The organism is Paraburkholderia bannensis (assembly GCF_014200455.1).
Lineage (GTDB): Bacteria > Pseudomonadota > Gammaproteobacteria > Burkholderiales > Burkholderiaceae > Paraburkholderia > Paraburkholderia bannensis_A.
The window spans coordinates 96,460-119,834 of the sequence record NZ_JACHBW010000018.1 but is presented as its reverse complement, the minus strand read 5'-3'; the positions used below and the strand labels follow the sequence as shown (position 1 = coordinate 119,834).

General features: G+C 65.8%; 24 protein-coding genes. 9 read left to right on the top strand and 15 right to left on the bottom strand.

Annotated elements, in window-relative coordinates; all coding sequences use genetic code 11:
• Nucleotides 1-41: 41 nt before the first annotated feature.
• The gene (locus F4827_RS26920) at nt 42-719 is read left to right on the top strand and encodes an isoprenylcysteine carboxylmethyltransferase family protein (RefSeq protein ID WP_183729391.1); all 678 of its coding nucleotides are present in this window, start codon (nt 42-44) and stop codon (nt 717-719) included.
• A gap of 7 nt (nt 720-726) precedes the next feature.
• Here the strand turns inward: F4827_RS26920 and F4827_RS26915 are convergent, their stop codons facing one another.
• The 7 genes from F4827_RS26915 to F4827_RS26885 all read right to left on the bottom strand — a co-directional run bounded on the left by F4827_RS26915 (nt 727) and on the right by F4827_RS26885 (nt 6,644).
• Nucleotides 727-1,518, bottom strand: coding sequence for a hypothetical protein (locus F4827_RS26915; protein ID WP_183729257.1), 792 nt, complete (start codon nt 1,516-1,518; stop codon nt 727-729).
• An 81-nt stretch (nt 1,519-1,599) separates the two neighbouring features.
• Nucleotides 1,600-1,761: a hypothetical protein gene (locus tag F4827_RS26910; protein ID WP_183729254.1), complete on the bottom strand. Its 162-nt coding sequence runs from the start codon at nt 1,759-1,761 to the stop codon at nt 1,600-1,602.
• Entirely contained in the window at nt 1,736-2,740 is a 1,005-nt protein-coding gene (gene cydB / locus F4827_RS26905; protein WP_183729251.1) for a cytochrome d ubiquinol oxidase subunit II, read from the bottom strand. The genes F4827_RS26910 and cydB overlap by 26 nt, the downstream gene beginning before the upstream one ends.
• 74 nt (nt 2,741-2,814) lie before the next feature.
• Entirely contained in the window at nt 2,815-4,290 is a 1,476-nt protein-coding gene (locus F4827_RS26900; RefSeq protein WP_183729248.1) for a cytochrome ubiquinol oxidase subunit I, read from the bottom strand.
• A 410-nt stretch (nt 4,291-4,700) separates the two neighbouring features.
• Nucleotides 4,701-4,889 carry a 4-oxalocrotonate tautomerase gene (locus tag F4827_RS26895; RefSeq protein WP_183729245.1) on the bottom strand — a complete coding sequence of 63 codons (189 nt, stop codon included), beginning with the start codon at nt 4,887-4,889 and terminating at the stop codon, nt 4,701-4,703.
• 41 nt (nt 4,890-4,930) lie between these two features.
• Nucleotides 4,931-5,704 carry a class II aldolase/adducin family protein gene (locus tag F4827_RS26890; RefSeq protein WP_183729242.1) on the bottom strand — a complete coding sequence of 258 codons (774 nt, stop codon included), beginning with the start codon at nt 5,702-5,704 and terminating at the stop codon, nt 4,931-4,933.
• A 10-nt stretch (nt 5,705-5,714) separates the two neighbouring features.
• On the bottom strand, nt 5,715-6,644 hold the full coding sequence (locus F4827_RS26885; RefSeq protein WP_183729239.1) for an urea transporter: 930 nt from the start codon (nt 6,642-6,644) through the stop codon (nt 5,715-5,717).
• A 233-nt stretch (nt 6,645-6,877) separates the two neighbouring features.
• Here F4827_RS26885 and F4827_RS26880 point away from each other — a divergent pair, with 233 nt between their 5' ends.
• The gene (locus tag F4827_RS26880; protein WP_183729236.1) at nt 6,878-7,432 is read left to right on the top strand and encodes a putative glycolipid-binding domain-containing protein; all 555 of its coding nucleotides are present in this window, start codon (nt 6,878-6,880) and stop codon (nt 7,430-7,432) included.
• Here the strand turns inward: F4827_RS26880 and F4827_RS26875 are convergent, their stop codons facing one another.
• Nucleotides 7,433-8,284 (bottom strand): mechanosensitive ion channel family protein, encoded by an 852-nt coding sequence (locus tag F4827_RS26875; protein ID WP_183729233.1) that lies wholly within the window; start codon nt 8,282-8,284, stop codon nt 7,433-7,435.
• A 112-nt stretch (nt 8,285-8,396) separates the two neighbouring features.
• Nucleotides 8,397-9,206, bottom strand: coding sequence for a trans-aconitate 2-methyltransferase (gene tam, locus F4827_RS26870; RefSeq protein ID WP_183729230.1), 810 nt, complete (start codon nt 9,204-9,206; stop codon nt 8,397-8,399).
• A gap of 111 nt (nt 9,207-9,317) precedes the next feature.
• On the opposite strand from tam, the gene F4827_RS26865 reads away from it, so the two are divergent.
• The gene (locus F4827_RS26865; protein WP_183729227.1) at nt 9,318-10,208 is read left to right on the top strand and encodes a LysR family transcriptional regulator; all 891 of its coding nucleotides are present in this window, start codon (nt 9,318-9,320) and stop codon (nt 10,206-10,208) included.
• A gap of 28 nt (nt 10,209-10,236) precedes the next feature.
• On the opposite strand, the gene F4827_RS26860 is transcribed toward F4827_RS26865, so the two are convergent.
• Together F4827_RS26860 and F4827_RS26855 are read right to left on the bottom strand one after the other, a co-directional pair.
• Nucleotides 10,237-10,788, bottom strand: a complete 552-nt coding sequence (locus F4827_RS26860) for a GNAT family N-acetyltransferase (protein WP_183729224.1) — start codon at nt 10,786-10,788, stop codon at nt 10,237-10,239.
• Nucleotides 10,789-10,914: 126 nt separating this feature from the next.
• A complete protein-coding gene (locus F4827_RS26855; protein WP_183729221.1) occupies nt 10,915-11,817 on the bottom strand; it encodes a DMT family transporter in 903 nt (300 codons plus the stop codon).
• A gap of 209 nt (nt 11,818-12,026) precedes the next feature.
• Between F4827_RS26855 and F4827_RS26850 the strand changes: the two genes are divergently transcribed.
• Complete coding sequence (locus tag F4827_RS26850; protein ID WP_183729388.1) at nt 12,027-13,412, top strand: PLP-dependent aminotransferase family protein; 1,386 nt, start codon at nt 12,027-12,029, stop codon at nt 13,410-13,412.
• Nucleotides 13,413-13,427: 15 nt separating this feature from the next.
• Here F4827_RS26850 and F4827_RS26845 read toward each other — a convergent pair whose 3' ends face one another.
• The gene (locus tag F4827_RS26845; protein WP_183729218.1) at nt 13,428-14,954 is read right to left on the bottom strand and encodes an MDR family MFS transporter; all 1,527 of its coding nucleotides are present in this window, start codon (nt 14,952-14,954) and stop codon (nt 13,428-13,430) included.
• 132 nt (nt 14,955-15,086) lie between these two features.
• Here F4827_RS26845 and F4827_RS26840 point away from each other — a divergent pair, with 132 nt between their 5' ends.
• From F4827_RS26840 to F4827_RS26830, 3 genes are all read left to right on the top strand, one after another.
• Nucleotides 15,087-15,770: a TetR/AcrR family transcriptional regulator gene (locus F4827_RS26840; RefSeq protein ID WP_183729216.1), complete on the top strand. Its 684-nt coding sequence runs from the start codon at nt 15,087-15,089 to the stop codon at nt 15,768-15,770.
• A gap of 87 nt (nt 15,771-15,857) precedes the next feature.
• Nucleotides 15,858-17,396, top strand: a complete 1,539-nt coding sequence (locus tag F4827_RS26835; protein WP_260175434.1) for a deoxyribodipyrimidine photo-lyase — start codon at nt 15,858-15,860, stop codon at nt 17,394-17,396.
• Nucleotides 17,397-17,639: 243 nt separating this feature from the next.
• Complete coding sequence (locus tag F4827_RS26830) at nt 17,640-18,050, top strand: response regulator (RefSeq protein WP_233178625.1); 411 nt, start codon at nt 17,640-17,642, stop codon at nt 18,048-18,050.
• A gap of 167 nt (nt 18,051-18,217) precedes the next feature.
• Here the strand turns inward: F4827_RS26830 and F4827_RS26825 are convergent, their stop codons facing one another.
• The 3 genes from F4827_RS26825 to F4827_RS26815 all read right to left on the bottom strand — a co-directional run bounded on the left by F4827_RS26825 (nt 18,218) and on the right by F4827_RS26815 (nt 20,647).
• Nucleotides 18,218-18,856, bottom strand: a complete 639-nt coding sequence (locus F4827_RS26825; RefSeq protein WP_183729210.1) for a Fur family transcriptional regulator — start codon at nt 18,854-18,856, stop codon at nt 18,218-18,220.
• Nucleotides 18,857-18,931: 75 nt separating this feature from the next.
• Complete coding sequence (locus F4827_RS26820; protein ID WP_183729207.1) at nt 18,932-19,558, bottom strand: glutathione S-transferase family protein; 627 nt, start codon at nt 19,556-19,558, stop codon at nt 18,932-18,934.
• Between the two features lie 141 nt (nt 19,559-19,699).
• Entirely contained in the window at nt 19,700-20,647 is a 948-nt protein-coding gene (locus F4827_RS26815) for a phosphoribosyltransferase (RefSeq protein ID WP_183729204.1), read from the bottom strand.
• A 397-nt stretch (nt 20,648-21,044) separates the two neighbouring features.
• Between F4827_RS26815 and F4827_RS26810 the strand changes: the two genes are divergently transcribed.
• A complete protein-coding gene (locus F4827_RS26810; protein ID WP_183729381.1) occupies nt 21,045-21,539 on the top strand; it encodes a molybdopterin-dependent oxidoreductase in 495 nt (164 codons plus the stop codon).
• A 10-nt stretch (nt 21,540-21,549) separates the two neighbouring features.
• Entirely contained in the window at nt 21,550-23,367 is a 1,818-nt protein-coding gene (locus F4827_RS26805) for an ATP-binding protein (protein ID WP_183729201.1), read from the top strand.
• Nucleotides 23,368-23,375: the final 8 nt, after the last annotated feature.

Genomic DNA, 23,375 nt, shown 5'->3' with positions numbered 1-23,375 from the left:
CGCTGAAAATCGGCGCGAAGGAGGAGACGATGAACAAGCCGCTGGTGGCGCGGCTCTTCGCGCAAACCTTCATCTGGCTGATGTTTCAGGGTGTGCTGCTGTTCGTCGGAGCGGGCACGCTGGCGTGGGCCGCCGCGTGGCTCTGGCTGCTCGAATGGGCCGTATGTTGCGCGTGGATCGGCCTGTGGCTCGCTCGCACCGATCCGGGTTTGCTCGCCGAGCGCCTCGCGCCGTTCACGCAGCGCGAGCAGGCCGGATGGGATCGCGTGTTCATGATGGCGGTCGCGCTGCTGTGGTGCGCGTGGCTGTGCTTTATTGGCCTCGACGCCGTGCGCTTTCACTGGTCGCATGTGCCGACGTGGCTCAGCGTGTGCGGCGCGGTGGCGATCTTTATCGATATCTATGCGACGCGGGGCGTGTTCGCGGCCAATCGCTATGCGGCGCCGGTCGTGAAAATCCAGCGCGAGCGCGGCCATGTGGTGAGCGACAGCGGACCGTATGCCTATGTGCGCCACCCAATGTACGCGTTCGCAATCCTGCTGCTGGCGGGCACGCCGCTGATGCTGGGATCCTGGTGGGGGCTGGCGTGGGTTCCCGCGATGGTGGCGGGCGTCGGCTGGCGGGCGGTGCGCGAGGAGCGCGCGCTAGCCGCGGAACTGCCGGGCTATCGCGCGTATCTGGAGCGGGTGAAGTACCGGTTCGTGCCCGGCGTATGGTGAGGCTGGCCTAAACCTCGTGCGTGGAAGCGCCCGCAGTTCCCAGCGCATTCGCATAGCGTCGATAAAGCCACGCCAGCGCGGTGCTGGTGAGCAGCGCGAAAGCGAGGTTGGCAACGCTCTGCATGATCGCAAGCGCCATGAACCAGCCAGGCGTTTGCACGACAGCGGGCGAGATGCCCGCGAGACCCATGCCGATCAGCGCAATCACGCCGCACACCAGCAGCGGCAGCGCCGCCACGCATGAGACGCCAAACAGATTCCAGAAGTGCCCTTGCGTATCGCGCCACGCCGCGCCCAGCGAAAAGCGCCCGCCAATCGCCAGCGCCGGATAGAGCAGACTCACACGCACGCCGACAAACATCCAGATCACCGCCACGATCAGCGCGAGAAAGAGCTCGCTCGCCGTGTTCTGGGGCGTCAGCGCGAGCCAGAGCCCCGCGCCGGTGGCGATAAAGAACAGACACATCAGCACGCCCAGGCCCAGCATGCGCAGCATCGGACGCGCGCCATTCGGCATGACGGGAGCCGTAAGCTCGCCGAGCAGCACGAAGCGGTAGACCTTGAGCGTGAACCAGAGGTAGACGAGGGCGTTGAAGATCGACGCCACGTTGCCCAGCAGAATCAGCCCGGCGGACGGCACATCGCCTTCGCCCGGGATCGGCCTGCCAGCCAGCGCAAGCCAGCCGAGCGCGGCGTAGAGGACAAACGCGCCCAGCACCACGGCGGGCATGCGCGTGACGGCTTCCCCGGCGCTCACCCACGCGCGTTTCACGCATTCCATGAAGGTCATCTGTTGCATGGTTCTTATGATCGAAGTTACAGACGGCCTACAGTCTAACGCGGCGCGCGGGTCGGGTGCGGCTGGGCGTACGGGCGTGCGCTATTTCACGGCGAACAGAGTGAGGTTCATGAAGATCCTGAACGCGTAACCGAGCGAGACCGCGCCGGCCACGCCGCCGCACCACAGCAGAACGAACCAGAGCCAGCCGGGCAGCGCGCGCTTCGTCGATCCGGACTTAGTGGTAGTGGTGAGCGTCGCCATGATTGAGCTTGCCTCTGAAGACCCAGTAACCGAGCGCCGTATACGCCAGGATGACGGGCAGGATGAACGATGCGCCGATTAGCGTGAAGGTCTGGCTTTCGCGCGGCGCGGCGGCTTCCCAGAGCGTGAGGTGTTGCGGGATCGCGTAGGGCCACAGGCTCACGAGCAGGCCGACATAGCCGAGCAGCACGAGCGCGAGCGCGGCCACGAACGGCGTCTTGTGATGGCGCGACTGCACGGCCCAGCGCATCCACACCGCGCAGGCCACCACCAGCAGCGGCACCGGCGCAAGACGCCAGAACAGGCCCGAGTAGAACCAGCGGTTGGCGATCGACGGATCTTGCAGCGGCGTCCACAGGCTCACCAGCGCGATAAAGCCAAGCAGCATGACCGTGAGCGGCCATACGAGCTTGTGCAGACGGCGTTGCAGATCGCCCTCGGTCTTGGCGACCAGCCAGCAGCTGCCGAGCAGCGCGTACGTTGCCACCAGACCGAAACCCGTAAGCAGGCTGAACGGCGTGAGCCAGCCGAAGGCGTCGCCCGCGAAGTGGCCGTCCTGCATTGGAATGCCTTGCAGGAAGGCGCCCAGCGCGATGCCCTGGAAGAACGCCGCGCCGGTCGAGCCGCCGATGAACGCCAGGTCCCACAGATGCCGGGTGCGATTGGCCTTGGCGCGAATCTCGAACGACACGCCGCGGAAGATCAGGCACGCGAGCATGAAGATCAGCGGCAGATAGAGCGCCGAGAGCACCGTCGAGTAGACGATGGGAAACACGGCGAACAGCCCCGCGCCGCCCAGCACGAGCCACGTTTCGTTGCCGTCCCAGACGGGCGCGACGGTGTTCATCATCAGGTTGCGTTCTTCCTCGTCCGGGAAGAAGGGGAAGACGATGCCGATGCCCAGATCGAAGCCGTCCAGCACGACGTAGAGTAAAAGACCGAGCGCGATGATCGCGGCCCAGATGACGGTGACATCCATGTTGCGTTGCCTCGTTTCTGTGTGCGGTTTCTGTGTGCGTATGAAGGGTCGCTGCGAGTCGATGGACGTGCGCGTCAGGCGTCGATCAGCTCGTCGACAGCGGCCATCGGTCGGCGCGCGGTCGGGTTCGCGGCGATTGCGCGATGGGCTTCGACAACGTGCTCGCCATCACCGCCGTCACCGCCCTCATGGCCGCCATGCCCTGGCGCGCCCGGCAGCGCCGGGCCTTTGCGCATCAGCTTGAGCAGGTAATAGATGCCGGTGCCGAACACGAGGAAATAGACGAACACGAAGGCCGTCAGCGAAATGCCCACTTGCTGCGCGGTGAGCGGCGACACCGCCTGCGAAGTGCGCATCACGCCATACACCACCCACGGCTGGCGGCCGGCTTCGGTCGTGATCCAGCCGGCCAGTAGCGTGATGAACCCGGTCGGGCCCATCAGCAGCGCGAAGCGCTGGAACAGCCGCGATTCATAGAGCGTGCCGCGTTTGCGCAGCCACCAGCCGGCGACGCCCAGCACAATCATCAGGATGCCTAAGCAAACCATCACGCGGAAGGTCCAGAAAATCAGCGTCGAATTCGGGCGATCTTCGGGCGGGAAGGTCTTGAGACCGCGAATCTCGCCGTCCCAGCTATGCGTGAGAATCAGGCTGCCAAGGTGCGGAACCTGCACGGCGTAGCGTGTGGTCTCGGCTTTCATGTCGGGGATGCCGAACAGGTTGAGCGCGGTGCCGCCATGCTCGGTGTCCCAGATGCCTTCAATCGCGGCAATCTTGGCGGGTTGGTATTCACGCGTATTCAGGCCGTGGGCGTCGCCCACGAAGGCCTGCACCGGCGCGAGCACGAGCAGCAGGCCCAGCGCCATGGAGAACATCTTCTTGACCGCCGGATCGCGACGGCCTTTGAGCAGGTGCCACGCGCCCGTCGCGGCCACCACGAGCGCGGCCACGATGAAGGCGGCAATCGCCATGTGCGCGAGGCGGTACGGGAACGATGGATTGAAGATGATCTTGAGCCAGTCGGTGGGCACCACATGGCCATCGACGATCTTGAAGCCCTGGGGCGTCTGCATCCAGCTGTTGGAGGCGAGAATCCAGAACGTCGAGATCAACGTGCCGATGGCGACCATCAGCGTGGCGCCAAAGTGGGCGCGCTCGCTCACGCGGTTCCAGCCGAACAGCATGATGCCGAGGAAGCCCGCTTCCAGGAAGAACGCGGTCATGACCTCGTACATCAGCAGCGGCCCGGTGATGGGACCGGCGAACGAGGAAAAGCCGGCCCAGTTGGTGCCGAACTCGTAGCTCATCACCACGCCGGAGACGACACCCATGCCGAAGGCCACGGCGAAGATCTTCGACCAGAAGTGGCAGAGCTCTTTATAGAAGGGTTTGCGCGTCTTGAGCCAGCACGCTTCGAGCACCGCGATAAAACTCGCGAGTCCGATGGACAGCGCCGGAAAGACGATATGAAAGGAGACCGTGAAGGCGAACTGGAGCCGGGCCAGATCGAATGCCGATATAGCAGGCAAAGCGGGGAGGGACGGGGGCATGTGGGTGCCTTATGTGCCTTAAGCGTACGTGGAAACCGTCGCGCGAAGCGTCGTGCGAATGGACGTAAGCGTAGGGGAAGCGCGCGCGCTTTGCTGCGCGGCGATATGCGCCAGCATGTCGCAGCAGTCAATCGTCAAGTGTCGATTGACTGCGCTAAAGCATTGATATGGATTAATTTAGAGGCGATAGTCGCCGAGACTTGATCTAACGCAAGCGATGCGCGCTGCGGCAATATGCGTCAATTTTCAAGCTGCGCGCGCATGGTGCGTCAATTGGCCCAGGTGCGCGCAGAAACGGTGTTCGAACCGGATTTTTTTCCGGGACCGTTCGGGAATAAAAAAGCGCCGTGGGCAACGCGGCGCTTCGTACATAAATAATCAGGATGACGATCTAATTGCCCATGCGAAGATCAGCGCGGATCGCTCCATAGCTTGCCGGCCGTCGCCCAGTTTTCCGGTTTGACGTCGTGGAAAATGATGTCGACGGACTGGGCATCGCAGCCCAGCACCTTGACGGTGGTTTCGGTGAGTGCAGCGGCGAGTTCGCGCTTTTTCTCGACGCTACGGCCTTCGAATAGTTCGACGCGGAATGTGGGCATGACGATCTCCGTGGTTGAAGTGCAAAACGATGCAGGCAAATTCAGTCCCGATATGACGGGTCGAGGCGATCGAGCTTGCGCAGCAGCGCGGGCCATTCGAGTTCGCCTTCGATTGCGCCGCCGTCGAACAACTGCGTCGCGGTGCGCGCGCAGACTTCAGGCGGCGGCGTGACGAGCGGCACGCCGCCTGCTAGCGCCTGCAACTGGATCTCGCAGGCCTTGATGAGCGTCGCCATCAGCACAAAGGCTTCGGCGATGGTGCGGCCGGTGGTGAGCGTGCCGTGATTGCGCAGCAGCATGGCGGGTTTGTCGCCCAGGCTCGCGGTCAGACGCGCGCCTTCGGCGGGCGTGAACGCCAGGCCCTCGTAGTCGTGCCACGCCAGTTGGCCGTAAAAGCGCAGGGCATGCTGCGAGGCAGGCAGCAGGCCGTCGCGCTGGATCGAGACGGCGATGCCCGCGGTATTGTGCAGATGCATCACGCAAAGGGCGTCGGCGCGCGCGAGATGCACGGCGGCGTGCAGCGCGAAGCCGGTCGCATTGACGGGGTGTTCGATGTTGCCGACGATGCGGCCTTCGGTGTCGATCTTGACGAGATTCGAGGCGCACACCTCGTCGAAGGCGAGGCCGAACGGATTGATCAGGAAGCGCCCCGGCTCGCCCGGTATGGCGGCGGAAACGTGCGTGTAGATCAGGTCGTCCCAGCCGTAGAGCGCGATCAGGCGGTAGGCGGCGGCCAGGTCGATGCGTAGTTGCCGTTCCGCTGCGGAAACGGGCGCGGCTTCGGCGATGCCGGTTGGGCGATGGGCGAATGACATGGCGGCTCCTTCAGCGTGCGGTGGGGTTGTCCGGTTGGCGCAGGCCGGGTGCCAGCAAGCGCCACCCAAGATGCGCGCTCCAGGCTGCGAGCGCGAACGGCGCGGTCATCGCGGGCAGGCCAAGGCGCACGGCGGCCAGATGCAGCGCTGCGGCCAGCATCGTCGCACAGATCGAGGCGCGCGGCCCCAGTGCGCTTGCGGCCAGCGCGGCGAGCGCGCCGTTGAAGCCGCACAGGCCGGCGGCGAAACTGGCGGGCGGCGCGCCCAGCGCGTATTCGAGCGTGCTTGCCAGCGCGGCGCCGCCAAGCGCGAAGGCCGCCGCCTGCCGCGACGACCAGGCGATGCCCGCGAGCAGCACCAGGCCCGCCAGGGTGCCGGAGGCGAATACGGTCTGTGCGAGGCCGCTCATCAGGCCCGAAAACGCATGCGTTGCATCCAGAGCGGGTGGCAACGTGGCGGGCGCGGCGGCGGCGCGTGCACCGCCCGCGCCCAGCGCCATCCAGAGCCATGTTGCGGCCAGGCACGGGGCCGAATACACCGCGAGGCGAGCGCGTCCCAGCACACGTACCAGCGGCGTCCCAAGCCACGCGCTGAACGCCGCAGCCAGCAGCGTGAGCGCGAAGGCCGTGGCGGTGTCGGCGGCGAAGGTGAAAGCCGCAAGACCCGCGAGCGCACCGTTGAAGCCCGCCAGGCCGTCACAGATCGCGTCGAACGGCGCGCGCCCCAGCAGCGCGCAGACGTTGGCGGCCGTCGCGCCGAGCAGTGCCGCGCAGGCCAGCCGCAGGTCGCAGAGCGCCAGCGCGGCAAGCACGCACACGCCCGTGCCTGCGTGCTTTTGCAGGACGATCTGGCCGAGGCTGCGCAGCAGCGTGCGCACGGGCTCGGCGAGGCTGGTCGCGGAATCGAGGGAAGCGGCGCGAACGCTCGCGTAGGATGACATGGTGGGACGAAAGCGAAGAATCGAACAGGCGAACAAGCGAACACGCGATCAAGCGGCGAAGAACACACGGCACGCGCCGCTTCGCGAGCATAGGCGAAGCGCGCCGCCGTGCGCGTGCGCAGGCGTGATAGTCGCTATTTGCGGGGCTGTTAGCATAAGCGCCGGATCCGCCCGAATCGGGATGCGATCGAGCCTGTTCGACACATTCAGCACACTCTGCACGGAGACGCACCATGCGCGAAGTACGTTGGGCTTCGGAAGAAGGCGAGGGCATCGAACATCTCGCGTTCGACGCGAGCGGCGGCGCGATCCGCGTGGAAAGCGTGGTCGTCGGGCAGCGCTATGGAAAGGCGTACGGACTCTGCTACACGGTGCACTGCGATCCGCACTGGCGCGTGACCTACGCGGCGTTTCGCGTGATGGGCGGCGCGAGCTTCGCCATGCACGGCGACGGTCTGGGTCACTGGCGCGATGGCGCGGGCCGCGCGCTCGACGCAATCGATGGCTGCATCGATATCGACCTTGCCGCCACGCCCTTCACCAACACGCTGCCGATCCGCCGCCTGGGTCTCGCGCGCGGCGAGCGCCGTCCGGTCGAGGTTGCCTATATTGCCGCGCCGGAACTCGGCGCCACGCGCGTCGCCCAGGCGTACGTGTGCATCGAGCCGGACCGCGAATACCGTTACGAAGGCATCTTTCGCGACTTCACCGCGAATCTGAAGATCGATGCGGATGGTCTGGTGATCGACTATCCCACGCTATTTCGTCGCCTGCCGACGCCTGCGTGATCAAGGCGTTTGCTGAGCGGCAGGCTCGCCGCTTTGCACGATGTGCAGTTCGCGCGTGCGCAGCGGCAACGCAAAGTGCGCGTCGTTGAGCGTCTGGCGCACCTGGCGCGAGAGTTCCCAGCGCATTTCCCAGTACGTATCGATATTGGCCCAGACGCGAATATTCAGCACTGCGATGCTATCGTCGAACCGCGTCACCATCACTTGCGGCGCGGGCGCGGCCAGCACGCGCGGATCGGCGGCGGCGAGCGCGCGTAGCGCGTCGATGGCGCGGTTCACGTCGTCGCGCACCGAGACTTCCACTTCCAGATCCAGACGGCGCGTAGGATTGCGGCTGTAATTGCGGATCGAATTGCTCCACAGCGCGCTGTTCGGCACGTATTCGCAGATGCCGTCGGGTTTGGTGAGGCGCGTGGTGAAGAGATTGACTTCCTCGACGGTGCCCGCAACGTTGGTGCCGCCGTCGATATAGTCGCCCACCTTAAAGGGGCGCAGCAGCAGCAACATGATGCCGGCGGCAATGTTCTGCAGCGTGCCTTGGAGCGCAAGGCCGATGGCAAGACCGGCCGCGCCCAGCACCGCGACGATGCTCGCGGTCTGAATGCCGATCTGCGAAAGCGCGCCGACGATCGCGATCAGGCGCACGCCCCACACGGCGCTGTCGCGCACGATGGGCCGCAGCGTGGCGTCGATGCTGCCCTGGCGCGACAGCCAGTTGCCCGCGCGCCGCGCGATCCACCAGCCGAGCCACAGAATCGCCACCGCCGCGCACAGGCGCAGCGCGAAGGCGGTGAGCGCGTCCCACAGGAAACTCCAGTTGGACGGATGAACGTGCGCGAGTAGCGATTGCATGGGGCGATGATCCTCGAAATAAGCGTGCGTGCCAGCTGCGAGCGGCTCGCGGGAGGACCTATTTTAAGGGCGCGCTCGCCCCAGCTGCGTTCGCTAACGTTGTGTGTTCAGCTCAGGCTTTCGTGGCGACGATGAAAAGGCGCGGGAACGGCAACAGCACGGTGCCATCGGCCAAGGCGGGATAGGCCTGCGCGATGGACTCGCGATAGCGCGCCGTGAAAGCCACGCGCTCCTCGTCATTGCCGAGCGCAGCGAGCAAAGGCCGCAGCGCGCTGCCCTTGAACCATTCCACCACGGCGTCGGCGCCGCCCGCGAGCGCGTGATAGTAGGTCGTGCGCCAGACGTCAACGCGCGAGCAGAGCGGCGCGAGCAGCGCGTAATAGTGGCGCGCGTCGTAGCGTTCGGTGCGCGCGGTGTTCGCCAACTGGCTCGCCCACGGCCCGTTGGCGGCGATCTCACGCAGCAGGCGGTGTGCGGGTTCATCGAGATTGTCGGGCATCTGGATCGCCAGATGGCCGCCGGGCGCGAGACGCTGCACGAGCGGCGGAAACAGCGTGTCGTGATCGGGCAGCCATTGCAGCACGGCATTCGCCAGCATCAGATCGTAGCGTGGCGCGCGGTCTGGTACGGCGGCGCTCCATTGTGCGATATCGGCGAGCGTGAAGTCGATTTGCGGTAGACGCTCGCGCGCGGCGTCGAGCATATCCGCCGACGCGTCGAGACCGCTCACCTGTGCGTCGGGCACACGCGCGATCAAGCATTCGGTGGAGTTGCCCGGCCCGCAGCCGATGTCGATCGCATGGCTTACCGGTGTGGCAGGCACGGCGGCCAGCAGATCGCGCACGGGCCGGGTGCGCTCGCTTTCGAACTGTACGTACTGCTTTGCGTAGCCGCCGCCGTTTGTGAGGTGGGCGTTCGCCATGGCGTTCTCCTTGTGCGTGCCGCGCCGTGCGGCAGGTGGAATGCGCGTATTCTGGTCGCCCGGCGTAAATCAGTAAAATGAAATAAATCGACGAATTGATGCCAATTTCTGATGAAAATAGACACACTCGGCGTACAGGCGTTCGTGGCCATCGCGGAAGGCGGCAGCTTCCGGCAGGCGGCGCAGACGCTCAATGTCACGCAAACGGCCATCACGCAGCGGCTGCGCAAGCTCGAATCGTATCTGGGCGTGGTGCTGGTCGAGCGCACGACGCGCCATTGCGCGCTCACGGAAATCGGCGAGCGCTTTCTGCCGCAGGCGCGCCGTCTGTTAGGCGAACTGGCCGATGCCCTCACCGAAATCCGCGAAACCGGCATGAGTCAGCGCGGCGATGTGTCGATTGCCTGTGTGCCGACAATCGGTGTGCAGTATCTGCCGCGCGTGCTACGGCGCTTTTCGGCGAGCCGTCCGCATGATCGCGTACGCATTCTCGATCATGCTTCCTCGCATGTGCGCGCTGCGGTGCTCAGACGCGAGGCGGAATTCGGCATTGGTGTGGCGGGCGAACAGCATCCCGAGTTGACGAGCGTGCCGCTCACAACCGATCCCTATGTACTGGTGTGCCGCGACGATCATCCGCTGGCGAAGCGGCGGCGTGTGAAGTGGTCGGCGCTTGGCGCGCATGCGCTGATTTTCGCGGGCGAGGTGAGCGCGAATCGCGGCTTGCTCGATGTCGCGCTCGAAACCAATGGTGTGAATCTGCGCGCGTTTTACGAGGTGCAGCGCAGTTCGACTGCGCTTGGACTGGTTGCGCAGGGGCTGGGCGCGGCCGTGGTGCCACGGCTGGCGGTGCAGAAGGATGTATTCCCGATGGTGCGCGTGATCGAATTGATCGAGCCGGACGTGTCGCGCACGCTGGTATTGCTCGCGCGCAAGGCCGCGCATCTTTCGCCGGCGGCGCAGGCGCTTTATGACATGTTGCTGGACCAGGCGTCAGGCTGATCCAGCAATTACCTGGGAATCCATACTTTTAATTCTCTGGGATGCTATCGGCGCCCTCACCCAGCGTACGCTGCATGAGCGCCGTATCGCGCCACGCACCGTGCTTGAACCCCACCGATCGCAGCGTCCCCACCGGCTCGAAGCCCAGACTTTCATGCAGCGAGAGCGATCCGCCTTGCGGGTCGGCGACCACGGCGATCATCTGCCGCCACGGTCCCGCCTCGCAGCGTTCGATCAGCGCGGCCAGCAAGGTGCGTCCAAGGCCGCGTCCGCGAAATGCTTCGTCGATATAGATCGAATCCTCGATCGTAAAACGGTAGGCCGGCCGCGGCCGATACGGCGTGGCGTAACAATAGCCCGCCACACGCCCCTCGATTTCGGCGACGATCCACGGCAAGCCGTGTTCGCGAACGGCGGCGTGACGGCGCAGCAACTCGTCGAGCGAAGGCGGCGTCTCTTCGAACGAAGCCGCGCCGTACTGCACGTGATGCGCGTAAATCGCGGCGATGGCGGGGAAGTCGGCGGGCGTGGCGTCGCGCAGCAGCGGCGCGGCAGGGTGCGGTGCGTTCATGATCGGCATGCGGAGTCAAGGTGCCGCGCAAGCGGCGCGGCGCTCGCATCCACTATGCCTCGCGGGCGAGCCGAAATGAAGCGCGTCAAAAATCCGCCGCCTGCATCGCGCGTTCGAATCCGATCCGTAAAGCATTCACCCCGCACGCACCGGAGCGGGCGTGGCGCGGCCGAAGCGCCGCGCCCCCGCCACACAGCCGATCACGACCGCCGTCACCGCGATCATCGCGGGCGGCACGGCCTCATGAAGCAGCAGCGCGGCGAGCACGAAGCCGAAGAACGGCTGCAGCAGCTGCAACTGGCCGACGCCCGCGATGCCGCCGAGCGCCAGGCCGCGATACCAGAACACGAAGCCGATCAACATGCTGAAAAGCGACACATAGGCGAGCCCCCACCACGACGCCGCGCTCACGGCTGCGAACGAAGCCGGCATGAAACACCACGCGAGCGGCGCCATCACCGGCAGCGAAATCACCAGCGCCCAGCAGATCACCTGCCAGCCGCCGAGCCGGCGCGAGAGCCGCGCGCCTTCTGCGTAGCCCAGCCCACAGACCACGATGGCGGCGAGCATCAGCGCGTCGCCGACGGGCGAGGCATCCGCGCCGTGGCGCAGCGCGAACGCCACCACGGCGGCGCTGCCCAGCGCCGAGAAGAGCCAGAACACCGGCTGCGGGCGCTCGCCGCCGCGCAGCACGCCGAACAGCGCCGTCGACAGCGGCAACAGGCCGACGAACACAATCGCATGCGCCGAACTCACATGCCGCAGCGCCAGCGCCGTGAGCAGCGGAAAACCCACCACCACGCCCAGCGCCACGATGACGAGCGGCCAGAGTTCGCGCCGCTCGGGCCACGCCGCCCGAAACAGCACCAGCAGCAACACGCCGAGCGCGCCCGCGAGCGTGGCGCGCGCGCCGGTCAGAAACAGCGGATCGAGGCCCAGCACGGCCAGGCGCGTGGCTGGCAGGGAGCCGCTGAAGATCAGCACGCCGGCGAGGCCGCAGAGCCAGCCGTCGGTGGTGGTATCGAGGGTTTTGGGCATGAATTCGACGAGGAAGTGAGCGTTGAGCCGATCGGCCGATCATGCGCGTGCTGGGACAAACCGGTAAGCTAAGCATCAGTACAATTTCGACAAACTGTATTGGATACGGAGCAGTACAGATGGAAGACACGCTTCACACGCTGCACGCAAAGCACACAAAGAACACAAGCAGCGCATCCGCAGCAGCGCTAACCCGCGTCTAACAGGTGATGCAGGCCGTGCGCGAGCGCATTGCGACGCGCGCGCTGGCGGGCGGGGCGCGCGTGCCGTCGATCCGTGCGATGAGCGAGCAGATGGGCGTGTCGAAGTCGACCGTGGTGGAGGCCTACGAGCGCCTCGTGGCAGAAGGCGCGCTGGCGGCCCGGCGGGGCTCCGGCTTCTTCGTGGCGGGTCACGGCGGCGCGGCATTGGCGCGCGGGCTGAGCGGCATGCACGGGACGCCCGCTCCCAAGCTCGACCGCGAAATCGATCCGCTCTGGCTGACGCGCCAGTCGCTCGAAACCGATTCACGCGCGCTGCGTCCCGGCTGCGGCTGGCTGCCCGCCGCGTGGTTGCCGCAGGACGCGGTGCGGCGCGCGCTGCGCGCCATCGCCCGCGACCCGCGCGCCCAACTCACCGATTACGCCACGCCGCTAGGCTTGCCCGCGCTGCGACATCAACTGGCGTGGCGGCTCGGCCAGCACGGCATCGAGGCCGCACCCGAGCAGATCGTCCTGACCGATGGCGGCAGCCAGGCGCTCGACATCCTGTGCCGCTTCCTGCTCGAACCCGGCGACACCGTGGTCGTCGACGATCCGTGCTACTTCAATTTTCAGGCGCTGCTGCGCGTGCATCGCGTGCAGGTCGTGAGCGTGCCCTATACGCCCACCGGCCCCGATCTGGCCGCGTTCGAGCGCGTGCTCAAGGAGCATCGGCCGCGCCTCTACGTGACCAATTCGGCAATCCACAATCCGACCGGCGCGACGCTCGCGCCCGCGATTGCGCACCGGCTGCTCAAGCTCGCCGAGGAACACGATCTGTTGATCGTCGAGGATGATATTTTTGCCGACTTCGAAACCGATCCCGCACCGCGTCTCGCCGCCTTCGACGGCCTCGCGCGCGTGGTGGCGATCGGCAGTTTCTCGAAGACCATGACCGCGGCCGCGCGCTGCGGCTACATCGCGGCGCGCGCGGACTGGGTCGAGCCGCTCGTCGATCTCAAGCTCTCGGTGTCGTTCGGCAATGGCGAACTGGCGGCCGATCTGGTGCAGCGTCTGCTGGTGGACGGGACCTATCGGCGCTATCTGGACGGGCTGCGTGCGCAGCTTGCCGATGCGATGGGCGAGACCTTGCGCCGCCTCGCATCGGCGGGCCTGACGGCCTGGACGCGGCCGCAGGCGGGTATGTTGTTGTGGGCGCAACTACCCGATGGGCTCGACGCGGCGCAGGTCGCGCGCGAGGCGCTCGCCGATGGCGTGGTGCTCGCGCCGGGCAATGTGTTTAGCGTGGCGCGCAATGCGGCTGGTTTTCTGCGCTTCAATGCTTCGCAGTGCAACCGGCCGAAGGTCTACGAGACCTTGCAGCGCGCGATGGAGCGCGCTGCGACGCCTGCGTGAGCGTGATCTGAAGTTTCAGTGATGCGTACGCAACGGCGCGTTGCGCATCAGCCAGGAGAGTGCGAAGGCCAGCACGACCACGCATGCCGCCGAGAGATAAACCGTGTGCAGCGCCCCGGCGAACGCGTCCAGATACTGCGCGTGCAGCGTGGGCGGCAGATGACGGATCACTTCAGGCGTAAGCGGCTGGGGCAGTTCGACATCGGCGCTGAGCAAGGCGGCCAGACGCGTATGGAGGCCGTGCGAAAACACCGCGCCGAAGGCCGCCACGCCCACCGAGCCGCCAATCGAGCGAAACAGCGTCGCGCCCGAAGTCGCCACGCCCATATGGCGGAATTCCACCGTGTTCTGCACCGCCAGGATCAGCACCTGCATCACCATGCCCAGCCCGCAGCCGAGCAGGCCCATGTACAGATACATCTGCGTGATCGGCGTGGAAATTTCCAGCCGCGCGAGCAGCATCATCGCCACGGCCACGCAGGCGGTGCCCAGGATCGGGAACATGCGGTACTTGCCGATCTTGCTGATGATGCGGCCGGCCACCATCGACATGACCAGCACGCCGCCCATCATCGGCAACATCTGCACGCCGGCCTGCGAAGGCGTCGAACCCTTCACGACCTGCAGATAGAGCGGCAGGAACGTCACCGATCCAAACAGCGACACGCCGACGATAAAGCCGATCAAACTCGACAGCACGAAGGTGCGCTCGCGGAACAGCGCCAGCGGCATGATCGGTTCGAACGCGTGCTTTTCCTCGTGGATGAAGCCCGCGACGGCCACCACGCCCATCAGCAGGGTGAGCCAGAGTTGCGGGGAATTCCACGGCAGCAGCGAGCCGCCCTCGCTCGTGAAGAGGATCAGGCAGGTGAGCGCGGCGGCTAGCCAGCCCGCGCCCATATAGTCGATCACGTGCTTGACCTGCTCGACGCGCGGCTTGAAGACCGCGCCGATCACCACCAGCGCGAGCGCGCCCAGCGGCAGGTTGATGTAGAAAATCCAGCGCCACGACAGATGCTCGACCAGAAAGCCGCCTAGCAGCGGACCGACTACGGTCGCAAGGCCGAACACGCCGCCAAACATGCCCTGGTACTTGCCGCGCTGCGCAGGCGGAATGACGTCGCCCACAGCGGCCATCGTCACGACCATGAGACCGCCGCCGCCGATGCCCTGTAATGCACGCAGCGCGATCAGCTGCGGCATGTTCTGCGCGACGCCGCACAGCGCCGAGCCGACCAGAAAAATCACGATGGCGGTCTGCAGCACGATCTTGCGCCCGAACAGGTCGCCGAACTTGCCGTACAGCGGCACGACGATGGTGGAGCTGAGCAGGTACGCGGTCACGACCCATGAGAGCCGGTCGAGTCCGCCTAGTTCGCCGACGATGGTGGGTAGCGCCGTCGACACGATGGTCTGGTCGAGCGCGGCCAGCAACATGACAAGCAGCAGCGCGGGGAACAGCAGGCGCAGCGGCGGATGCGCCGAAACTGCGGGGGCAGATTCCTCGCCGACGGACTGCGCGGTGTGCGTGGGGGATTGCATTGGGGACTCTCCTGCCTTGGGAAGCCTTGAAGGCATCGCGAATCTTGGAATTACGAATCTTGAAATTAATTAACTCGGCGATTAATATTAGGATAATTCCTGTTGCCGGTCAAAGCCAGAAGAAGTAACGAAATGAAAGAGTCGAACGAATCGAAGGAAAGTGCGGCATCGGACAGACCTGCCGCACGCCGCCCAGGCCGCCCGAGCGGCGGCGTGCGCGGAGTGGAGCAGCGCGAGCGCCTGATTGCGGCCGCGCTCACGCTGTTCGCGCGTCAGGGCATTCTCGACACCACGCTTGGCGCGATTGCGCGCGAGGCGGGCGTCACGTCCGCGATGGTTCACTATTATTTCAAGACACGCGACCAGTTGATCGACGTCCTGATCGACGAGCGTTTCCTGCCGCTGCGCGCCGCCTTTGGCGGTTGCTTCGAGGCGCATCCCGACGATCCGGTTGCCGCGCTGACGGCGCTCACGCGCCGTTTTGTCGAGGTGGGTGCGGCCAATCCGTGGTTTGCGCCGTTGTGGGTGCGCGAGGTCATCAGCGAAGGCGGGCTGTTGCGCCAGCGTATGCACGAGCGCTTTGGCCAGGCGCAGCAGCATCGCGTCCACGAGGCGATCGTGCGCTGGCAGCGCGAAGGCAAGCTCAACCCGGCGCTTGAGCCTTCGCTGCTGTTCCAGTCGCTGCTCGGGCTGACGTTGCTGCCGCTTGCGACCGCCCCGGTCTGGCGCAAGGATGTGGTGCCGCGCAACGTCGGCGCGGAGGAAATCGCCCGTCACGCCGTCGCGCTCATTACGCAGGGCATACGGCCTGCTTAAACCTCGTCGTGTCGCGTGGTACGCTGCGCTTCGCAAGCCGAGGCCGCCGTGAGGCCGCCACGCGGCATCCCTATCGTCGAGGTCAGTTTGTCTGCGAATTTGTCTGCGAAAGAATCCGCTTCCGCTCCCGTGATCGTCTGGTTTCGCGACGATCTGCGTCTTGCCGACCAACCCGCGCTCGCGCACGCCGCCGCCACGGGCCAGCCCCTGATCTGCCTGTATATCCACGACCAGCAGGCGGCCGGTGAACGCCCGCCCGGGGCGGCGATGCGCTGGTGGCTGCACGGCTCGCTCAAGGCGCTCGATGCGTCGCTGCAAGAACACGGCGGCCGTTTGCTGATCGTGGAAGGCGCCCAGGACGAAGTGCTCGACGCGGTCATCGCGGCGAGCGGCGCCACGGGCGTGTTCTGGAACCGCCGCTACGGCGGCCGCGCGCGCGAGGCAGACGCGGCGCTCAAGGCGCGTCTGCGCGATAACGGCTTGACGGTCGAAAGCTTCAACGGCGCGCTGCTCCATGAACCGTGGACGGTGCTCAACCAGTCGGGCGAACCCTTCCAGGTCTTCACGGCGTTCTGGCGCGCCTGCCGCCGCGCGGGTGATCCGCCGCCGCCCGAACCCGCACCGGAACGGATGATTTTTCAACGGCTACCGGCAGGACTTACCCAAATGGCATCGAAACTCGACGATCTGGGTTTCGAGCCGAAAAAGCCCGACTGGGCGGGCGGCATGCGCGACGCGTGGGCCGCGGGCGAAGCGGCGGCGCTGGAGCGCCTGCGCGCGTTCCTGCACGGCGACCTCGAAGCCTATGCCGAAGAACGCGACGACCCGAGCGTCGCCGCTACCAGCCGTCTTTCGCCTTATCTGGCGGTGGGGGCGCTGTCGCCGCGTCAGGCTTTCGCGGCCCTGAAGGCGGCGCAGCACGGCAAGCATGGCGGTTCGGCCACGCGCCGCGAGACCAGCGCCGAAAAATTCCTCAGCGAACTGGGCTGGCGGGAGTTCTGTTACTACCAGCGCTTCCACTGGCCCCACCTGGCCGAACGCAATCTGCGCGCGGCGTTCGACGCGATGCCGTGGCGCCGCGACGCCAAAGGGCTGCGCGCGTGGCAGCGCGGGCTGACGGGTTATCCGCTCGTCGATGCCGGGATGCGCGAGCTTTGGCACACGGGCTGGATGCATAATCGCGTGCGCATGGTGGTGGCGTCCTTCGTCGCCAAGCATCTGCTGGTGGACTGGCGCGAGGGCGAGGCGTGGTTCTGGGACACCCTCGTGGACGCCGATGGCGCGAGCAATCCGGCCAACTGGCAGTGGGTGGCTGGCTCGGGCATGGATGCGGCGCCGTATTTCCGCATCTTCAATCCGGTGTTGCAGGGCCAGAAGTTCGACCCGCGCGGCATCTACGTGCGGCAATGGGTGCCGGAACTCGCGAGTCTTCCCGACAAGTTCATTCATCAGCCGTGGAAGGCCAGCGAAGCGCAGTTGGAAGAAGCCGGCGTGCGCCTGGGCATCGATTATCCGCTGCCGGTGGTCGAGCACGATATGGCGCGCCAGCGCGCGCTCGAAGCATTCGCCAAAACCGGCAAGGGCAAGAACCCGCCGGCCGGCGACGGGCGCAAGTCGAAGCCATGAATCGCTGAAAAAGAGAAAAAACAGGGCCGTGTGGCTGTCATCGGCGTGACGTCGGCGGCGGTTATCGTGCGTGCGGCTGAACGCACGGCATCAATATTGCTCTAATTGAGCGCCCGGGCATGAACGGGCGGATTCGCAGCGTCGAATTCGCGCCTTGCCCGGCCGGGTTGCCAGATGCGAACCGCGCCGCCTGCCAGGCCGCGCGGCAAGCCAAACAGACAGAACGGCATTCAAGCAAACACAATGAACGCAGTACACAAGCTCGACCAGACGACCATCGTGCTGGTTGAAGACGACCCGCAGAGCCGGGATTCCCTCGCTTCGCTGCTTGAAGCGGAAGGGGCCCGGGTAGTTGCGGTGGAGGACGCCGAAACCGGCGTTGAAGCAGCTCTCAGCCTGCTCCCCGATGCAGTGGTATGCGATCTCGATCTGCCCGCGATGGACGGTTTTTACCTGATCCAGCGCCTGCGCGATCATGAAATTCGCGGCGATCATGCACCGGCGGTCGCGGTGGCGCTTACGGGCCATACCGACGAAAGCTGGCGCTTGCGCAGCATCGGCGAGGGCTTCCAGCACTTCATGACCAAGCCCGCGAAGCCGGAGGCGCTGGTCGCGTTGCTCAGCGACGCGATCGACGCGCGACAGTCGTCCTGAGGTTTTGACCAGGCACGGCGGCGCTCGGGTTGCAAGCGCCGCCGCATTGCGCCCTTCACGCGCGGCCTGCGAGCCGCGCGGGGGATTCGCAACCTTACCAAGCCGATTCAGCCCTTAAAAAGGCCTCAAATCGCGGCAGTGTTCAGACGTGAATCGGATCGGTCGAGTCAGCTATGCGCGGCGGCTTTCGCGCCCTCGGCGCTGGCCTGCTCGTTCGCCTGGCATTGCGCGCAGACGCCCTTGAGTTCGATGCCATCGCCCGAAAGCCGATAGCCCGCGGCCTCGATCTGCGCGACCAGCGCCTGGCGCAGCTTCGGCTCGTCCAGTTCGGTGACGTTGCCGCACTGCTGGCAGACCACCAGAATGCCGTGCTGGCATTGCGTGAGATCGTGGCAGACAGCGAACGCGTTGATCGATTCGATGCGGTGAATCAGCCCCGCCGACAGCAAGAAGTCCAGCGCGCGATACACCGTGGGCGGCGCCGATCCCGGGTGGATCTGGCGCATTTCGTCTAGCAGGGAATAAGCCTTGGTCGCGCGACCTGAAGCAAGCAGCAGTTCGAGCACCTTGCGGCGGATCGGCGTGAGCTTTTCGCCGCGTTCGCGGCAGTAGGCTTCGGCCATCTCAAGCGCGCTTTCGAGCGATGCGCCGCCCGCTGCGAAATGACCGTGCGCGTGATCATGTCCATGAGCGTGTCCATGATCGTGCGCTTCGTGGGCGTCATCATGCGCGTGTGCGTGGTCGTGCGCCGCTGCATTGTTCGCATGCAGTGCCGCAGTGTCCTGGGACGGTTTTGCTGTCTTCATCCTGCGATTATACGGGGCGTGCCGCACGCGCGCCTGGCGCCGGCGGCACGCGCGCATCGGCGCAAGGCGTGCGGCTCAGGTGAGCGGCAGGTCGATGTACTTGCGAAAACCCTGGCGCTGCGCAAGCCGCTGATACCAGCGATCGAGATTGGGCAGCGTGGGGCGCTCGATGCCTTCCAGGCCGTACCAGCGCCGCGCGAACGAGCCCAGCACGATATCGGCGAGCGAAAAGCGCTCGTTTTCCAGGAAGAAGCGGCCTTGCAGATGCTGGTCGAGCAGCGCCCACAGCGTAGCCATACTGGCGAGATCGGTTTCGATCTTCGCGGCGTCGCGCTGATCGGCAGGCGTGCGCACCAGCGCGAGAAAGAGCGGGCGCTCGGCGGGCGCAAGCGTGCCGATCGACCAGTCGAGCCAGCGGTCGATACCGGCGCGCACCTTCGGTTCGTTCGGATACAGCAGGCTCGAAGGGCCGTATTGCATCGCCAGATAACGCAGGATCGAATTCGATTCCCACAGCACGAAGTTGCCGTCCTGGATGGTCGGCACCTTGCCGTTCGGATTCATGGCCAGAAAGGCCGGCTCGTCGAGCTGGCCGAACGTGCCGCCCGCGTCGATGCGCTCGAACGGCAGGCCGAGTTCGTCGCAACACCACAGCACTTTCTGGACGTTGACCGAGTTGGCGCGTCCCCAGATCTTGATCATCCGGTGCACTCTCCTTTGCAGCTAAATGGGCAGGTAGGGACCGAAACGATACACGCAACGTTCCCTGATGTGGTGCGGGTTTTTTATCGCGAGGCCGAGAGCCGGGCGGGCGATCTTCCCAGAATAGACTCTGGAGCGCCCTCAACCCCAGGCCGATGCGCCGATCATCGTGCCCACGCGCGCCTGCGCGTTCCACCAGATGACCCGCAGCAGCGGCGCCTGCTGGGCGATATAGATAGCCTGCACCGGATCGCTTTCGATGAAATGCGTCACGCCGCTGCGCACGGCGGCGGCGGCCTTGTGGGCGGCGGCGCCCGAGGGCGTGTCGTCATGCTTGCCCGGTGCGCGCATGATCAGTTCCAGATGCCCGAAACCGTGGCGGTCGAGCCACGCCTGGGTGCGCTCGCGGTCGACTTCGGGACGCCCCGTGATGATCGCGCGGGTGCGCTTGATGTCGATGTCGGGAATGCGGTCGAGCGGCAGCAGCGCGTCGCGTTCGGCGAGCGCCGCTTCGAGGTCCTCGTCGTAGCGCGCGAGCGCGATGTCGGGCAGCAGGATGCCGTCCAGGTCGATCGCGTAGACCGTGTATTCGTGGTCGTCGGCCATGCGCGTGCCTTCACGCGCGCCTTCTTTCACCCAGTCCGCGCGATAGCGGTCGGTGTAGGCCTGGCGCTCCCACGGGAACAGCGCGAAGTAGCCGCTGGCGTCGATCGAGTAATCGGGGCGCAGGCGGCTCAGATCGTCATACGCGCCCGTGAGCGTGCGCACCACCAGGCCGTGTTCGCGCAGAAAGGCGATGCAGTCGACCAGCGTATGGCCGCGCCCCGCGATGTCCTCGCACAGCAGCACTTTGGCGCCCGGCTCGGGCATCGGCAACGTGGAGTCCCAGCGCACTTCGCGGGTCTCGCGCGTGTAGCGCAGGAAGGCGACGCTCGCGCCGGTGGCATGCGAAACCATCAGCGCGAGCGGCGCACCGCCACGCAGGATGCCGACGACGACGTCGAATTCCTCTTCGACCAGCAACGGCTGCAGCGATTCGACCCAATGGTCGAGCTGTTCATAAGTGAGCGGAACGACGGGTTTGTTCATTTGATGGCAAATGCAGCACGAAGACGGTCAGTTACGCGACGCTCACCGATGTGTCAGCGAAGAACACGTCTATTGTCGGAGTAATGTTTGACGATATTATGCCTATGCTTGCGGGCGGATGCAGACCGGCGAGCTTCGGACGGATCCGCTGCCGCCGCGCTGGCTATGCCGGCCATGATGGGGCCCGATGGAACGGGCTGATAAAGCGGGCTGATGAAGCGGGCTGAATGTAACGGGCTGATGAAGCGGCCCGTCGCGATACCACACAACCAACACTTAGCGCCTTGGGGGCGAGCAGATGCAGGATCGGATTGTCCTGGGCAATGAGCAGGAAACGAATCGTGACGAGAGCCGGCAGCAAGACCGGCCCGCAAGCGGCGCGCGCCGCCGCTTCGCCATGGCGCTCGCGGGACTGGCGGCCGCCGCGCTGCCGCTGCCGCGCCTTGCGATGGCGGGCGAGAGCGGCGCTCTCGCGCTCGACGTGAACGGCGCGGTCCACGTGACCAACAACGCCGCGCACACCGCCTATCACTTCAGCGAAGAGCAACTGCTCAAGCTGCCCCAGCATTCGATCGAGACCGCTACGACCTGGACGCCGCGCTCGACCTTCACGGGCCCGCGCCTGGCCGACGTGCTCGCGACCGTGGGCGCATACGGCAGCCAGATCGAGATCCACACCATCGACGACTACACCTGCATCGTGCCGGTCTCCGATGCCGATCGTTACGGCGCCGTGCTGGCCTACGCGATGAACGGCCGCCGTCTGAAGGTGAGCGACTTCGGCCCGCTGTTCCTGATCTATCCGCGCGACCAGTTCCCGCTCGAACTCGATGGCGCGGCGGGCGATTCGAAATTCGCCTGGCAGATCGTTTCCATGACCATCAAGCCTTGAGTTTTACGTAATGCATCGTCCGCTGCGACGCCTCCTGCATGTGCTGATCTGGATCGTCGCGCTGTCGCCGCCAGTGATGGCGGTTGGCTACCTGCTCTACGCGAACCTGCTCAATCCCAAGATCGTGCAGCGCCTCACCGGCAACTACGACGGCCTCTATTGGGACGCCGCGCAGATGCAGATTGCCTACGCGCGTTTCGAAAGCCAGTTGCTGATCTACGCCGATGGCATCGACCGCGATCTGGACAAGGTGCGGCTGCGCTACGAAGTTCTGCAATCGAAGCTCAACGTCATGAAGGGCTCGACGCGCAGGCTGGCGGGCATGCCGAGCCTGATGAAGCTGCAGCAGCAGGATCTCGCCGTCGTCGACGCCACCATCGCGCCGTTCGAAGCGCAGATCGCCACCCTCGCCGACAACCCCGCGCGCGCCGTGCCCATGCTGACCGCGCTCGACACCCATTGGGCCGAGGTGACCGATCTCGCGCTCAATCGGCGTTTTGCCGATGTGACCGAGCGCGAGGACATTCGGCGCGATTTCATCGCCAAGCGCCGCGAGTTGTTTGCCGCGGGCCTCGTGCTGCTGATGCTCTCAGCGGCGGCGGCCGTGCTGCTGGTGATGAATGGCTACCGGCGCACCCGTTTGATCCGGCAGCAACACGCCGCGCTGGAAGCCGAACACCAGGCGACCCGCGCCGCGCGCGAGGCGAGCAACGCCAAGGACGCGTTCCTCGGCATGATCAGCCACGAACTGCGCACGCCGCTGCACGCGATCGTCTCGTCGATCGAATTGCTGGGCTTCAACTCGCATTCGGAAAGCGACCGCAAGGTGATTGATCGGCTGGAGACGGCCGCGCGCCAGCTTGAGGCGCAGATGAGGGATCTGACCGATTACGCGCGTCTGGGGGCGGGCAAGCTGGAGTTGCGCCAGGAGGAGTTCTGTCCGCGCGAATTGCTGCAATCGATCGTCGATCAAAACGAACAGGCTGCGCATGCGCGGGGGCTTGAATTCGGCCATGCGTGGAGCGGGCCGGAGCGCGCGGTGGTCGCCGATCCGCACCGCATTCGCCAGATCGCGAACAACCTCGTGACCAATGCGATCCGCTATACCGAACGCGGTTCGGTGCGCATCGAATTTGCCTTGCGCGAGGCTGCGGCGAGCGGCGCGCAGACGCTTGCAATCGTCGTGAGCGATACGGGGCCGGGTGTCGCGCCCGCGCAGATTCCGCTGATTTTCAAGGAGTTCACGCAGCTCGATACATCGCGCTCGCGCCGCTATGAAGGCGCGGGGATGGGGCTGGCGATCGTGCGCGGGCTGGTCGATCTGTTTGGCGGCACGATAGAAACGGATAGCCGCGTGGGCGAGGGCACGACCTTCACGGTGACGATTCCGGTCACCGCCGTCGTGCCGCCGGTGCCGCACGCGCTCGTGCCGGCGGTGTGCGCCGAGGCCGCGCCGCCGCTGGTGCTGGTAGTGGACGATCACCCGCTAATGCGCGAGTCGCTGTGCGAAATGGTGTCGCACATGGGTTATGCGGCGCTCGCCGCAAGCGACGCCGATGGCGCGCTGGCGAGCCTCGATGCCACGCCTTGCGACGTCGTGCTGCTCGATCTGCATATGCCGGGGCGCGACGGGTATGCGTTTATGGCGGGGCTGCAGGCGAAGGCGGGCAGGAAGCCGCATGTGATTGCCGTGAGCGCCGATGTGACGGCGCTGACCTCGACAGGCGCGGGAGAGAATCCATTCTTCGATGCGCTGCAGAAGCCCGTGCACTATGAAGTGCTGCGCGCGGCGTTGCAGCGCGCGTTGAGTGCGGCGCGCGCGGCTTAGCCGACCGG

Bases quoted from the DNA above. Each gene is read 5' to 3' on its own strand.
- F4827_RS26875 (WP_183729233.1), bottom strand. From the start codon at position 8,284: ATGCAATCGCTACTCGCGCACGTTCATCCGTCCAACTGGAGTTTCCTG.
- F4827_RS26830 (WP_233178625.1), top strand. From the start codon at position 17,640: ATGAACGCAGTACACAAGCTCGACCAGACGACCATCGTGCTGGTTGAA.
- F4827_RS26895 (WP_183729245.1), bottom strand. From the start codon at position 4,889: ATGCCCACATTCCGCGTCGAACTATTCGAAGGCCGTAGCGTCGAGAAA.
- F4827_RS26900 (WP_183729248.1), bottom strand. From the start codon at position 4,290: ATGCCCCCGTCCCTCCCCGCTTTGCCTGCTATATCGGCATTCGATCTG.
- F4827_RS26865 (WP_183729227.1), top strand. From the start codon at position 9,318: ATGAAAATAGACACACTCGGCGTACAGGCGTTCGTGGCCATCGCGGAA.
- F4827_RS26845 (WP_183729218.1), bottom strand. From the start codon at position 14,954: ATGCAATCCCCCACGCACACCGCGCAGTCCGTCGGCGAGGAATCTGCC.
- tam (WP_183729230.1), bottom strand. From the start codon at position 9,206: ATGGCGAACGCCCACCTCACAAACGGCGGCGGCTACGCAAAGCAGTAC.
- F4827_RS26910 (WP_183729254.1), bottom strand. From the start codon at position 1,761: ATGGCGACGCTCACCACTACCACTAAGTCCGGATCGACGAAGCGCGCG.
- F4827_RS26915 (WP_183729257.1), bottom strand. From the start codon at position 1,518: ATGCAACAGATGACCTTCATGGAATGCGTGAAACGCGCGTGGGTGAGC.
- F4827_RS26805 (WP_183729201.1), top strand. From the start codon at position 21,550: ATGCATCGTCCGCTGCGACGCCTCCTGCATGTGCTGATCTGGATCGTC.
- F4827_RS26820 (WP_183729207.1), bottom strand. From the start codon at position 19,558: ATGATCAAGATCTGGGGACGCGCCAACTCGGTCAACGTCCAGAAAGTG.
- F4827_RS26825 (WP_183729210.1), bottom strand. From the start codon at position 18,856: ATGAAGACAGCAAAACCGTCCCAGGACACTGCGGCACTGCATGCGAAC.
- F4827_RS26855 (WP_183729221.1), bottom strand. From the start codon at position 11,817: ATGCCCAAAACCCTCGATACCACCACCGACGGCTGGCTCTGCGGCCTC.
- F4827_RS26815 (WP_183729204.1), bottom strand. From the start codon at position 20,647: ATGAACAAACCCGTCGTTCCGCTCACTTATGAACAGCTCGACCATTGG.
- F4827_RS26860 (WP_183729224.1), bottom strand. From the start codon at position 10,788: ATGCCGATCATGAACGCACCGCACCCTGCCGCGCCGCTGCTGCGCGAC.
- F4827_RS26890 (WP_183729242.1), bottom strand. From the start codon at position 5,704: ATGTCATTCGCCCATCGCCCAACCGGCATCGCCGAAGCCGCGCCCGTT.
- F4827_RS26880 (WP_183729236.1), top strand. From the start codon at position 6,878: ATGCGCGAAGTACGTTGGGCTTCGGAAGAAGGCGAGGGCATCGAACAT.
- cydB (WP_183729251.1), bottom strand. From the start codon at position 2,740: ATGGATGTCACCGTCATCTGGGCCGCGATCATCGCGCTCGGTCTTTTA.
- F4827_RS26885 (WP_183729239.1), bottom strand. From the start codon at position 6,644: ATGTCATCCTACGCGAGCGTTCGCGCCGCTTCCCTCGATTCCGCGACC.
- F4827_RS26840 (WP_183729216.1), top strand. From the start codon at position 15,087: ATGAAAGAGTCGAACGAATCGAAGGAAAGTGCGGCATCGGACAGACCT.
- F4827_RS26810 (WP_183729381.1), top strand. From the start codon at position 21,045: ATGGCGCTCGCGGGACTGGCGGCCGCCGCGCTGCCGCTGCCGCGCCTT.
- F4827_RS26850 (WP_183729388.1), top strand. From the start codon at position 12,027: ATGCAGGCCGTGCGCGAGCGCATTGCGACGCGCGCGCTGGCGGGCGGG.